This is a genomic window from Micromonospora sp. NPDC049645, assembly GCF_040675155.1.
Taxonomy (GTDB): domain Bacteria; phylum Actinomycetota; class Actinomycetes; order Mycobacteriales; family Micromonosporaceae; genus Micromonospora.
Genome location: NZ_JBFAOI010000006.1, coordinates 278,045 through 290,983 on the forward strand (window position 1 = coordinate 278,045; position 12,939 = coordinate 290,983).

At 72.8% G+C, this 12,939-nt stretch carries 12 protein-coding genes; 4 read left to right on the forward strand and 8 right to left on the reverse strand.

The genetic code is table 11. The features are described 5' to 3' along the window. Window positions 1-7: 7 nt before the first annotated feature. The 8 genes from AB0J33_RS16795 to AB0J33_RS16830 form a co-directional block, all read right to left on the reverse strand. Window positions 8-1,150 (reverse strand): glycosyltransferase family 1 protein, encoded by a 1,143-nt coding sequence (locus AB0J33_RS16795; RefSeq protein WP_363614389.1) that lies wholly within the window; start codon window positions 1,148-1,150, stop codon window positions 8-10. Between the two features lie 107 nt (window positions 1,151-1,257). Continuing rightward, complete coding sequence (locus tag AB0J33_RS16800) at window positions 1,258-2,001, reverse strand: MBL fold metallo-hydrolase (protein ID WP_363614391.1); 744 nt, start codon at window positions 1,999-2,001, stop codon at window positions 1,258-1,260. A 224-nt stretch (window positions 2,002-2,225) separates the two neighbouring features. Next, window positions 2,226-3,191 carry a pyridoxal-phosphate dependent enzyme gene (locus AB0J33_RS16805; protein WP_363614393.1) on the reverse strand — a complete coding sequence of 322 codons (966 nt, stop codon included), beginning with the start codon at window positions 3,189-3,191 and terminating at the stop codon, window positions 2,226-2,228. An 11-nt stretch (window positions 3,192-3,202) separates the two neighbouring features. After that, entirely contained in the window at window positions 3,203-3,577 is a 375-nt protein-coding gene (locus AB0J33_RS16810; protein WP_363614395.1) for a MoaD family protein, read from the reverse strand. Window positions 3,578-3,642: 65 nt separating this feature from the next. Further along, a complete protein-coding gene (locus AB0J33_RS16815) occupies window positions 3,643-4,131 on the reverse strand; it encodes a M67 family metallopeptidase (protein WP_030487200.1) in 489 nt (162 codons plus the stop codon). A gap of 52 nt (window positions 4,132-4,183) precedes the next feature. Continuing rightward, window positions 4,184-4,684 carry a DUF2017 domain-containing protein gene (locus AB0J33_RS16820; protein WP_196921330.1) on the reverse strand — a complete coding sequence of 167 codons (501 nt, stop codon included), beginning with the start codon at window positions 4,682-4,684 and terminating at the stop codon, window positions 4,184-4,186. Beyond that, entirely contained in the window at window positions 4,681-4,971 is a 291-nt protein-coding gene (gene clpS, locus AB0J33_RS16825; RefSeq protein ID WP_088946433.1) for an ATP-dependent Clp protease adapter ClpS, read from the reverse strand. Before clpS ends, AB0J33_RS16820 begins: the two co-directional genes overlap by 4 nt. 148 nt (window positions 4,972-5,119) lie before the next feature. After that, window positions 5,120-6,670, reverse strand: a complete 1,551-nt coding sequence (locus AB0J33_RS16830; RefSeq protein WP_363614398.1) for a hypothetical protein — start codon at window positions 6,668-6,670, stop codon at window positions 5,120-5,122. Between the two features lie 194 nt (window positions 6,671-6,864). Between AB0J33_RS16830 and AB0J33_RS16835 the strand changes: the two genes are divergently transcribed. The 4 genes from AB0J33_RS16835 to AB0J33_RS16850 are packed head-to-tail and all read left to right on the forward strand — an operon-like array spanning window position 6,865 to window position 12,751. Then, a complete protein-coding gene (locus AB0J33_RS16835) occupies window positions 6,865-9,543 on the forward strand; it encodes a LuxR C-terminal-related transcriptional regulator (RefSeq protein WP_363614400.1) in 2,679 nt (892 codons plus the stop codon). 16 nt (window positions 9,544-9,559) lie between these two features. Continuing rightward, complete coding sequence (locus tag AB0J33_RS16840; RefSeq protein ID WP_363614402.1) at window positions 9,560-10,846, forward strand: nicotinate phosphoribosyltransferase; 1,287 nt, start codon at window positions 9,560-9,562, stop codon at window positions 10,844-10,846. A gap of 35 nt (window positions 10,847-10,881) precedes the next feature. Further along, window positions 10,882-11,463 (forward strand): isochorismatase family protein, encoded by a 582-nt coding sequence (locus AB0J33_RS16845; protein WP_363614404.1) that lies wholly within the window; start codon window positions 10,882-10,884, stop codon window positions 11,461-11,463. A gap of 40 nt (window positions 11,464-11,503) precedes the next feature. Further along, window positions 11,504-12,751: an MFS transporter gene (locus AB0J33_RS16850; protein WP_363614406.1), complete on the forward strand. Its 1,248-nt coding sequence runs from the start codon at window positions 11,504-11,506 to the stop codon at window positions 12,749-12,751. The last annotated feature ends 188 nt before the right edge of the window (window positions 12,752-12,939 follow it).

Genomic DNA, 12,939 nt, shown 5'->3' on the forward strand with positions numbered 1-12,939 from the left:
GCCCCGGTCACGACGCGGCCGGCAGGCCGACGGTGGCTGCCACGGCGCGTACCGCGTGGTAGTGCCCGATCAGCTCGTCGCCGACGGCCGCCCAGCTGCGGCGACTGACCGCGACCCGGGCGGCCAGCCCGTAGGCCCGGCGCCGGTCGGCGTCGCCGGCCAGCTCGGCCACCGCCGCGGCCAGCGCGTCCGCGTCGTTCGGCGGCACCAGCAGCCCGGTCACACCCTGGTCGACCAGGTCCACCGGGCCGCCGCTGGCCGGTGCCACGACCGGGACCCCGGAGGCCAGCGCCTCCTGGATGGTCTGACCGAACGTCTCGTGCGGTCCGGTGTGCACGAACAGGTCCAGGCTGGCGTAGAGCCGCGCAAGGTCCTCGCCCTGCTGCACGCCCAGAAAGGTCACCCCGGGCAGTTCCCGGGCCAACTGGCGGCGGGTCGGGCCGTCACCGGCCACCACCACCCGCACGCCGGGTAGCCGGGACGTCGCCGCCAGCAGCTCCACCCGCTTCTCCGCGGCGAGCCGGCCGACGTAGCCGACCAGCAGCTCACCGTCGGGCGCCAACCGGTTCCGCAGCGCCGCACACCGCTTGGCCGGGTCGAAGCGAACGGCGTCCACGCCGCGACGCCACAACCAGATCCGCTGCACCCCGTTGGCGATCAGGTCGGCCGCGGCCCGGGTGGAGGGAGCGAGGGTACGGTGCGCCGAGTTGTGGATCTCGCGGATCCGGCGCCACGCCGCCGCCTCGCCCCAACTGACCCGGTACGCCCGCGCGTACGCGGCCACATCGGTCTGGTAGACCGCCACCGTGGGCAGCCCGTGCCGGCTGGCCAGCGTGGCCGCCCGTGCGCCCAGGATGAACGGACTGGCCAGGTGGACCACGTCCGGCGCGGCCGACAGCAGCGCCCCGGTCAGTCGGGTGGTGGTCGGCACGCCCAGCCGGAAACCCTGGTAACGGGGCAGCGGCACGCTGGGGATGCGCACCACCGGGTAGGGCAGCCGGTCGATGCCCGGCCGGCCGGCGGGCGGGGCCGGCGCGATGACCACCGGCTCGTGGCCCCGGTCGAGCAGGTGCTCCGCCGTCCGCACCACGGAGTGCGCGACGCCGTTCACATCCGGTGGGAACGACTCGGTCACGATGGCGATCCGCATGCCCACACCGTGCGGGTGCCACGGGTGCGCCAGACGACCGGCCGCTGACCGGCCGGCGAACAGTACGGCACAACACTGCGGCCCGGCCTCGCGAACCGGACGTGCCGTCAGATGTCGTAGCTGGCGCCGGGCCGGACCACCTCGAGCGGCCCGGTGTACGCGGAGGCAGCCGACTCCAGCGTGTGCGCCTCGCTGCCCCAGGCGGGCACCAGGTGGGTGAGGAGCAGCCGGCCCACCTCTGCCTTGGTCGCCGCCTCACCGGCCTCCCGACCGGTCAGGTGCAGATCCGGTGGATTGTCCATGCCGTCGAGGTAACTGGCCTCGCAGAGGAACACGTCGGCGCGCTGCGCCAACCGCAGCAGCGCCTCACACGGCGCGGTGTCCGACGAGTAGCACAGCGAACGACCCTCGTGCTCCAACCGCACGCCGTACGTCTCCACCGGGTGGTTGACCCGGTCGACGGTGACCGTGAACGGGCCGATCGGGAACGTGCCCGGCTGGAGCGCGTAGAACCGGTAGACGTCCTCGACCGAACCGTCGTCGCCGTACGCGGCGCTGAGCCGGTCCGGCGCGCCGGCGGGCGCGTACACCGGCAGCGCCGGGTAGGGGCCGTCCGGGGCGTATCGGCGCACCACCACGTACAGCACGGCGTCGAACATGTGATCGCAGTGCAGGTGGGTCAGCAGGATCGCGTCCGGGGCGTGCAACCCCGCGTACCGCTGGAGGCTGGACAGCGAACCCGAGCCGAAGTCGACCAGGAGCCGAAAGCCGTCGGCTTCGACCAGGTAGGCCGAGCAGGGCGACTCGGGGCCAGGAAAGCTGCCGGCGCTTCCCAGAACGGTCAGTCGCATCGAGTGGTCTCGCTGTCACTATCAGTAGCAGCCGAGCCGGCGATCGTCCCGGCCATGATCTCTACCGACGCGTACGCCACGCTGCGCAGCCTACGCTGGCGTACCCGGCGGCAAGAATCATCCAACGGAAGTTGTCACGAACGTGACACCCGTTCGCGGTACGCCGGGCAGCGAACGGGCCGTCGACACAGGTCGACGGCCCGTAATCGCGAAGACCGGATCGGTCAGGCCCAGAGCTGCCCCTCCAGGGCGTCCTCGGCATCGGCGAGAGTGCCGCCGTACGCGCCGGTGGAGAGGTACTTCCATCCGCCGTCGCACACCACGAAGGCCACGTCGGCCCGCCGGCCGTCGCGCACCGCCTCGTGCGCCACCGCGAGCGCGGCGTGCAGGATCGCACCGGTGGAGAACCCGGCGAAGATGCCCTCCACCTCCACCAGTTGGCGGGTGCGCAACACCGCGTCCCGGGTGCCGACCGAGAAACGCCGGGAGAGCACCGAGGCGTCGTAGAGCTCCGGCACGTACCCCTCGTCGATGTTGCGCAGGCCGTAGACCAGCTCGCCGTAGCGCGGCTCGGCGGCCACGACCTGAATGCCCTCGACCTTTTCCCGCAGGTAGCGCCCGGTGCCCATCAGGGTGCCGGTGGTGCCGAGCCCGGCCACGAAGTGCGTGATGCTGGGCAGGTCGTGCAGCAGCTCCGGCCCGGTCGTCTCGTAGTGCGCCCGCGCGTTGGCCTCGTTGCCGTACTGGTAGAGCATCACCCAGTCGGGGTGCTCGACGGCGATCTGCTTGGCGGTGGCGACCGCCTGGTTGGAACCACCCGCCGCCGGCGAGAAAATGATCTCGGCGCCGTACATCCGGAGCAGCTGGACCCGCTCGGTGGAGACGTTCTCGGGCATCACGCAGACCAACCGGTAGCCGCGCAACTTCGCCACCATCGCCAACGAGATGCCGGTGTTGCCGCTCGTCGGTTCGAGGATGGTGTCACCCGTCCGCAGCCGGCCAGCCTCCTCCGCCGCCCGCACCATGAACAGCGCCGCGCGATCCTTGATGCTGCCGGTCGGGTTGCGGTCCTCCAGCTTGGCCCAGAGCCGCACCGGAGGAGCCCCGTCGGGCACCGTCGGGGAGAGTCGGGGCAGGCCGACCAGCGGCGTACCCCCGCAGGCGTCGAGCAGACTGTCGTACCGCGCCATGGCGGCCGACCTCAGCGAGCCGCGACGGCGCCGCGGGCGACGCTGTGCGAACTGATCGCCGCCGCCGCGGCGCTGTGCGAACTGATCGCCGCCGCCGCGGCGAAGCCGAACGCGCCGCCGGCCACGGCCGGCAGGATGGTGACGCTGTCACCGTCGGAGAGCTTCGCGTCCAGCGCGCCGAGGAAGCGGACGTCCTCGTCGTTCACGTAGACGTTGACGAAGCGGTGCAGCGCGCCGGCGTCGGTGATCAGACGGCCGCGCAGGCCGCCGTGCCGGGAATCCAGGTCGGTGAGCAGGTCGGCGAGCGTGTCGCCGGTGCCCTCGACGACCTTGGCGCCGCCGGTGTAGCTGCGCAGGATGGTGGGGATGCGAACCTCGATGGCCATGATGTCGAACTCCTCGATCGGGTGTGCCTACGGTGACGGGACGAGACGGGTGCGGCGCTGACGGGTCAGCGGCCGGAACACTCGTAGTCGACCGTCGCCGGGCTCTGCCCGAACATGTAGGACTGGACGGCGTGCGGATCGACGCCGGCCTCCACGACACGGACCGGCTCCTCGGTGACCACGCCGTCGACGATCCGGAACGACCGGATCTCCTCCGAGTCGGGTTCACGGGTCGAGACGAGCAGGTAGTGCGCCCCCGGCTCACCGGCGAACGAGACATCCGTCCGCGACGGGTACGCCTCGGTGGCGGTGTGCGAGTGGTAGATGACGACGGGCTCCTCGTCCCGGTCGTCCATCTCCCGCCACACGCGCAGGTGCTCCATCGAGTCGAACTCGTAGAAGGTCATCGACCGCGCGGCATTGTCCATCGGAATGTGCCGGGTCGGGGTGTCGCTGCCGACGGGACCAGCGACCACGCCGCACGCCTCGTCGGGGTGATCCCGGCGCGCGTGGGCGACGATCGCGTCGATGATCGACCGGTCGATGCTCAGCACGTGCACCAGCCTAACGCCTGCCGAGCACGGGCCGAAGTGGCGCCGGTCACCCTTAGTCGATCAAGGCGTTGAGCAGCGACTCCTGTAGATACCCGAGATAGGCGTAGACCGACAGCTGGAACACCCGGCTGGAACCCGGGTCCTCGGCGACCGCGTCGTCCAACTCCTCACCGAGGTCGGTGCCGTCCTTGATCTCCAGCCGGACACCCATCGCGAGCCGGGCGTCGTTCAGCGCCCGCAACCACGCCTCGGCCGCCTCGGCGTCCAGCCGCACCTCACCACCGGCGTCGTCCGGCAACGCGGCCAGGATCGCCCCCGCCTGATCAATCTTCGCGGTCTTCAGGTCGCCCTCGGTGTAGCGGCGGAACTCGGCGGTGCCCGGCGCATCCTGCGGATAGACCGCCGGAAAGAGCCGACCGACGACCGGGTCGGTGTGGTCGAAGCCATCGGTGAGCAGACCCACCACCTCGGAGGCGACCTTGCGCAGCACCCGCACCTCGTCGACGGCGAACACGGCGACGTAGCGCCCGGCCTGGCGATGGAACATGCTCATGACCTGTCCACCGTCGCCCACAGCCCGTACGCGTGCAGCTGCGACGCGTCGTGCTCCATCCGCTCCCGGGCACCGGTGGAGACCACGGCACGGCCCTTGTGGTGCACGTCCAGCATCAGCTGCTCGGCCCTCTCCCGGCTGTAGCCGAAAAGCTTCTGGAAGACCCAGGTCACGTACGTCATCAGATTGACCGGGTCGTCCCACACGATCGTCACCCACTGCCGGTCGGACGCCGGCACCTCGTCAGTGTCCGGCGTCTCGACCGGTGCAACCTGCGGAGCCGCCATGCCCCCCATCGTGCCACCGGTTTCCCGGAACCGAGGAACCGGAACGCCGGCCCGGCGCGGATCACCCACCCCGGACCCTCCGGAACCGCCCCGCACACCGTCGGATCCGCGGTGTGGCGCGGACCCGGACCGGGTGGTGGGCGCGCCGTCAGGCGAGCAGGATGCCGTGGTCGACTGCATCGGAGAGCACCGCGCCCAGCGAGAGGCGGATCACCTCGAACCGTCGGGAGACCTCCCTGGACAACCCCAACTCGACCTCACGCACGGCCCGCTGGGACCAGGCCCGCGCCGCGTTGTGGTCGTCGTTGCCGGGCGTACGCCACTGCTGCCAGCACCCGCCGGAGAGCGCCACCGCGACCGGCGGGAGCACCTCGTCCCGGGACGCCGACGGATAGCTGGCGACGGCGTCGATCGCCTCCGCGCCGGTCAACCCGGCCACACCGGCGGTGCTGGTGATCAGCAGCACCTTGTCCACCTCGTGGCCGGGCCGGTGGTCGGCCAGGCCGTACCGAACGGCGGTGGCGATCCGGCGGCGCACGCCTTCGGTCGGCGGCGCACCGAGCACCCGGGACGCGACATCGGCCACGATGCCACGCACCGCCTGATCGCACTGGGCGGTGGCCAACAGCGACAGCGCGGCCATCTCCCGGTCCAGGAGGTCCGGTAGGCCGGCGCACCCGACTCCGAACACGATCTCCTGAACGGCCCGCAGGTGGATGTTCGCCAGCTCCAGGGCCAGGTGCTGCCGGATCCGCTGAGCACAGGAGCGGGTGTGGCGGTCGAGCCGTTCGGACCAGTCGCCCGGATCGGCGGCCACCGCGACCCGGCCCTGCTGGCCCGGCAACACCGGTGGGTCGACGCTGGCCCGCTGCAACCCCTCACGCGACGCCCAACCCACCAGAGCCCGGCGCAGGTCGGCGGCCGAGTCGGCCCCGTCGACCGGGAACCACCGCGCACCGGCCAGCGCCGGCACCGCGGCCAGGAGCGCCGCCCGATGCGCCTCCACGGTCACCGCGACCGCGTCCACCTCGGCCTCCGCACCAACGGCCGGCGGGACGGACGCCCCCGCGTCCTCCGTAGTCGCCGCGCCGTCGGCCGACGGCGCCCAACCCGCCGCGCCGGGGGTGACCGCGAAGACGACCTCCACCGAGGTCGGGGCGACCTCGGCGAGCAGGTTCAGCTCAGCGGCGGTGAACGCCTGATCGGCGGCGATCACGAAGAGCAGTGCGCCGGCCCGGCCCGCCGCTTCGAGCAGCACCCGGGTGCCGGCCACGCCCAGGGCGGCGGTGTCCGGAACATCGATCAGGGTGAAGTGCCGCAGCAGAGGCTCGGGCACACTCAGCTCGACCCGTCGGGGCGGACGGGCCAACGCCGGGCCGGCGGCGTCCCGGTCCGCGCCGTACGAGTGCGGCTGGCGGTAACCCGGCACGAACGCCGCCCGGGTGGGCACCTTGGCGTTGCGCACCACCAACCAACTGCCGGCCGGCACGGTGAGCATGACCGGGTCGAGCCCGAGCAGGGTGGCGAGCACGGCACGCCGCTCGGCGCCGGCCGGGCCGACGGCGACCACACCGAGCGGCTCCTCCGGGCTGGGGCCGGACACGCCGATCCGGGTGGGGAGCGGGCCGCAGGTGGGCAGGTCGGTTGGGCCGGCCATGTCGTCCGGCGAGTCGACCGAGGGGAGAGGGCCCTGCTTCATCAGGTGCCTCCCGTTGCAGGTGGCCGGGGGTCCGGCCGCGAAAATTCCGGAACGTCGACCCGGATGTCGGAAGAGTACGTGCGGGCCGACGACCGGGCGGAACACCTCGAATACTCAGCGGTAATTGTGCGGTTACTCAACTTCGCACGGTGACGGTACGGGCGCGGACGGATTTCGATCGATATGCTGCGCGAATGAGTCGATGGGAGTTCGTCGGCCGGACGGATGAGCTCAACCGCCTGCTGGCGGCGGTGACCGGCGAGGCCGGCCGAGGGCTCTTCTTCAGCGGCAGCGCCGGCATCGGCAAGAGTCGGCTGCTGCGCGAGGGCGTGGGCGCGTTGCCCACCGACCGGTTCGCGATCTGGTCCATCGCCGCCAGCGCCACCACCGCGGCACTGCCGTTCGGCGGGCTGGTCCAGGTCCTCCCCGCCGAGCAACCCCAGGGCCTCTCCCCCGCCGGCGTCCTGCGCTGGGCGCTCAACGTTCTGCAACAGCAGGCGGCCGGCCGACGGATCGTGCTCGCCATCGACGACGCCCACCTGCTCGATCCGCCCTCGGCGGCACTCGTGCATCTGGTCGCCCGCTCGGAGAACGCCACAGTGGTCGGCACCCTGCGCGACGGTGAACAGATCCCGCTGCCGATCCGGGCGCTCTGGACCGACGACCTGGTCGAGCACGTCGAGCTGACCCCGATGCCGCAGGCGGAGACCGCCGGTCTGCTGGCGGCGATCCTGGGCGGCCCGGTCGACGCCGGCTCCGCCGACCGGCTCGGTCGGTTGTCGGCGGGCAACCCGCTGCTGCTGCGTGAGCTGGTGCACGCAGCCAACGGCAGCGCCGAGTTGAAACGCACGTACGGGATCTGGAAGTGGACGGGGCGACTGGAGTTGGCGCCCAACCTGACCGACCTCATCGACACCCGGGTCGGCAAGCTCACCGACGGCGTTCGGGCGGTGGTCGAGTTGGTCGCGTTCGGCGAACCACTCGGGCTGCACCTTCTCAAGCAGGCCGCCAACCAGTCGGACGTGGAGACCGCCGAGGAACGCGGGCTGATCACCGTGGTTCAGCACGACCGGCGCACCAACGTCCGGCTGGCTCACCCGCTCTACGGCGAGGTGATGCGCCGTCGCTGCCCGGTCAGCCGCACCCGGCGACTTCAGGCAAGCCTCGCGGAGCTGCTCGAGCAGGTGGGCAAGCGCCGCCGCGACGACCTGCTGCGGGTTGCCGTCTGGCGACTCGACTCGGGCACCGCACAGGACCCGGCCCTGCTGCTGGACGCCGCGGTGCAGGCATTCACCCGCTACGACGTGCCGTTGGCGACCCGCCTGGCGCGTGCCGCGCTGGACGCCGAGGGCGGCTCCGACGCGGCGGAGCTGCTGGCCACCATCCTGATGTTCGCCGACCGACCCGAGGAGGCGATCAACGTCCTCGACGCGGTCACCCCCGAGGCCGGCGACGAGCGGCGACTCTGCCGCTGGCTGACCGTGCGCGGTATGGTCAGCTACTGGGGGCTCAGTCGGGAGTCCACGGTGGAGGAGATCGCGAGCCGGGCCGAGCAGCTCAGCGATTCCGCCGACCGGTCCCGGGTGCACGCCTTCGAGGCGATCATGCGGCTGCACCGAATGGACACGGCCGCCGCGGTGCGGCTCAGCCAGCGCGTCCTGGACCGGCCGGCGGCCGGCGTCGCCGCCCGCGAGCTGGCCCGTTCCACCATCGCGTACGTCCAGGCCGCACAGGGCGAGCTGAGCCGCAGCGGTACGGCGATCGCCCAGGTGCACTCGGCCGCGGCCAGCTGGCGCACCGACATGCCGTACCTCCAGTTGGCCCTGGAGCTGGCCCGGGGCACCCGGCTGATGCTCACCGGTGACCTGGCCGGGATCGACGCGATCGTCGCCGACGAGTTCGCCGACCTCGCCGGGGAGGGCGACTTCCGCCTCGGCACCGGCTACCTCGCCATCCTTCAGGCGTACGCGGCCCGGCTGCGGGGGCAGAGCGACGCCGCCATGCGGACCTCGCTGGGTGCCTGCGCGGTGCTGGCCACCAGCCGGGTCTACGCCGGCCTGGCCCAGGCCGAGCGCGCCCAGTCGGCGGCGTTGCGCGGTGACGCCGCACAGGCGGTTGCGGCGATGGCCGAAGCCGACCGCACCCACGCGCCGGGCATGGCGGTGCTCTACCCGTGGCTGGAGCAGGCGCGGGGCGCGTCGCTCGCCGCGTCGGGAGACCTGCCGGGCGCGGTCAAACACCTCGGCGACCTGGTGGACCGGCTGCGCTCGGACGGCTTCGCCGGGCACGAGGTGCACGTCCTGCACGACCTCGTCCGGCTGGAACAGGCGGGCATGGCGGTCGGGCCCACCTGCTCCGACGGTGGCCGACGCACGGTGGCGCAGCGCCTCGCCGAGCTTTCCGAGCGCGTCGACGGGGTGCTGCCGCCGCTGCTGGCCCGGCACGCCCGCGCCGCGGTGACCGACTCCCCCACGGACCTGCTCGCGGTCGCCGACGACTACGCGGCCCTGGAGCTGACCGTGTACGCCGCCGAGGCCACGTCCCAGGCCGTCCAGCGGTTGCGCCAGCAGCACTCGGCCGCGGCCAACGACGCCCGGGAGCGCCTCGCCGGTCTGCTCGGGCGCTGTGACCTGATCCGGACTCCGGCGCTTCAGGCGGGCGCGCCGGTGCTCACCGAACGCGAGTGGCAGGTGGCCCGCCTCGCCGCGCACGGTGCGCCCAGCCGGGCCATTGCCGAACGGCTCTTCCTCTCGGCACGCACCGTGGAGAACCACCTCCAACGGATCTACGCCAAGCTCGGCGTGACCGGCCGGGCCGAGCTGTGGGCGGCGTTGCGCTCGATCCCGGGCCACGACGGCGGCGAAACAGGCTGAACCTTAGGCTGGGGCGGTGAGCACCCACCGCCCCGCGCTGCTGACCGACCACTACGAGCTGACCATGGTCAGCGCGGCACTGAAGGACGGCACCGCCGACCGCCGGTGTGTCTTCGAGGTGTTCAGCCGCAGGTTGCCGAGTGGCCGCCGGTACGGCGTGGTCGCCGGTACGGCCCGGCTGATCGAGCTGATCCGCGACTTCCGATTCGATCCCGCCGAGGTCGAGTTCCTGTCCCGGACCGGGGTGGTCGACGAGACGGCGGCGGCGTGGCTCACCGACTACCGCTTCACCGGTGACGTCGACGGGTACGCCGAGGGCGAGCTGTTCTTCCCCGGTTCGCCGATCCTCACCGTCTCCGGCGGCTTCGCCGAGTGCGTGGTGCTGGAGACGCTGGCGCTGTCCGTGCTCAACCACGACAGCGCGGTGGCCGCGGCGGCGGCCCGGATGGTGACCGCGGCGCGGGGCCGGGCACTGATCGAGATGGGGTCGCGTCGGGCGCACGAGGAGGCGGCGGTGGCCGCGGCGCGGGCCGCGTACCTGGCCGGGTTCCGGTTCACGTCCAACCTCGCCGCGGGCGCGCGCTACGGCATCCCGACGGCGGGCACGGCGGCGCACGCGTTCACCCTGTTGCACGACGACGAGCGGGCGGCGTTCGCCTCGCAGGTCGCCACGCTGGGCAAGGACACCACGCTGCTGGTCGACACGTACGACATCAGCCAGGGCATCCGCAACGCGATCGCGGTGGCCGGGCCGGAGCTGCGGGCGGTGCGGATCGACTCGGGTGACCTGGCGGTGATCGCCCAGCAGTCCCGGGAGTTGCTCGACTCGCTGGGCGCCACCGAGACAAAGATCATCGTTTCGGGTGACCTGGACGAGTACGCGATCGCCGCGCTGGCCGCCGAACCGGTAGACATGTACGGAGCCGGCACGGCCGTGGTCACCGGCTCCGGGGCACCGACCGCCGGGCTGGTCTACAAGCTGGTCGAGGTCGAGGGGCGGCCGGTGGTGAAGCGCTCCGAGCACAAGGCGACCATCGGTGGCCGGAAGGTCGCGGTCCGCCGGCACAAGCCGACCGGCACCGCCACCGAGGAGATCATCGTCCCGCAGGGCGTTCCGGACCGGCAGCCCAACGACCGCATGCTCCAACACTCGTACGTGGTCTCCGGTGAGCCGGTGTCGCTGCCCACCCTCGACGAGTCACGGGAGCACCTGCGCGAATGCCTGATCTCCATCCCCTGGGAGGGGTTGAAGCTCTCCGCTGGTGACCCGGCCGTGCCGGTCACCGTGGTACCCGCCGACTGAGCCGTCCGCCGATCCGTTCTCGAAGGGAAACTCCGATGGCCAACGCGCTGATCATCGTGGATGTGCAGAACGACTTCTGCGAGGGCGGCTCGTTGGCCGTCGCGGGCGGCGCGGGGGTCGCCGCCGGCATCTCCCGCCTGCTCGCCGCCGAGCCGGACCGGTGGGCGCACGTGGTCGCCACCAAGGACTACCACGTCGATCCGGGCGCCCACTTCGGTGATCCGCCGGATTTCGTGGAGTCCTGGCCCCGGCACTGCGTGGTCGGCACCAGCGGTTCGGAGTTCCACCCCGAGCTGGACACCGCCCGGGTCGAGGCGATCTTCCACAAGGGCGAGCACGCGGCGGCGTACTCGGGTTTCGAGGGGCACGCCGACGACGGCGAGTGTCTCGCCGACTGGCTGCGCCGACACGACGTGGACCGGGTCGACCTGGTCGGCATCGCCACCGACCACTGCGTCCGGGCGACCGCGTTGGACGCCGCCCGGGAGGGTTTCGCCACCACCGTGTTGCTCGAGTTGACCGCCGCGGTCGCCCCGGCGACCACCGACGTGGCCCTCCGCGCGATGGACGGCGCCGGGGTGATCCTGCACGGTCAGCCTGTGATCAGGGCCGCATGAGGCGCTAATGGGTTGGCCAAGGGGCCGCCTCCGGTCGAGGATGTCGCCGGAGGTACGGACCCACGTGAACATGAAGCCTTACCGGCGGGCACTCGCTCTGCCCGGCCTGCGGTCGCTGCTGCTGGTCGCCGTCCTCGCCCGCATCCCGCTCACCGCGACCGGGGTGACGCTGACCTTCCACGTGGTGCTCGACCTGGACCGGGGCTACGGGGCGGCCGGCCTGGTGGGCGCGGCGGTCACCGTGGGCGCGGCGGTCGGCGGGCCACTGCTCGGTCGACTGGTGGACCGGCGTGGGCTGCGTCCGGTCCTGGTGCTCACCGGGATCGCTGAGGCGATCTTCTGGTCCACCGCGCCGACGATGACGTACCCCGTGCTCCTGCCGGCCGCCTTCGTGGCCGGCTCCCTGGCCCTGCCCATCTTCTCGGTGGTCCGTCAGTCGATCGCCGCGCTGGTCCCCGAGGACCAGCGCCGCCCGGCCTACGCGCTGGACTCGATGTCGGTGGAACTGTCCTTCATGATCGGCCCGGCGCTGGCGGTGGCCCTGGTCACCGCGATCTCGGCGCAGACCACCATGTATCTGGTCGGTGGCGGCATCGTCGCCGCCGGGATCGCCCTGTGGCTGGTCAACCCGCCGATGCGGGAGGCCGCCGAGCCCACCGGCCCGCGGCGTCGCGTGCCGCGCCGGGAATGGCTGACGCCCCGACTGCTCGCCGTGCTGGCGCTCAGCGCCGCCGCGACCCTGGTGCTCGGCGGCACCGACGTGGCGGTGGTCGCCGTCCTGCGGGCCAGCGGCGAGGTCGGCTGGACCGGCGCGGTGCTGGCCATCTGGGCGGTCGCCTCGCTGGCCGGCGGCTTCGCCTACGGGGCCGTACACCGCTCGTTCTCCCCGCTGGCGCTGACCGCCGCGCTGGCCGTGTGCACCATTCCGGTCGGCCTAGGCGGTGCGCACTGGTGGTTGCTGTGCCTGGCGCTGATCCCCGCCGGCGCGCTCTGCGCGCCGACCATCGCGGCCGGCTCCGACGCGGTCAGCCGCCTGGTCCCGGCCGAGGTACGCGGTGAGGCGATGGGCCTGCACGGCTCGGCGGTCACCGTCGGCATCGCGGTCGGTGCCCCGCTCGCCGGCGCGGTGATCGACGCCAGCGCGCCACTCTGGGGCTTCGTGGTGACCGGCGCACTCGGCGCACTGGTCACCCTGGTGGTGCTCCCGATCGAGCTGCGCCGCCGCCGCAACGCCGACGCGGCCACCCCGCCGCCCGTCGAGGCCGACCTCACCCCCACCGCCCACTGACGCCGCCCGCTGCCGCTGCGGAGCCGACGCAGCGGAGCCCGCCGTCGCGTGTCGCGGGCCGGGCAGAGCGGGCCGTCTGACCTGAGCGCGGGCAGCGCGGGCAGCGCGGGCAGCGCGGGCAGCGCGGGCAGCGCGGGCAGCGCGGGCAGCGCGGGCAGCGCGGGCAGCGCGGGCAGCGCGGGCAGCGC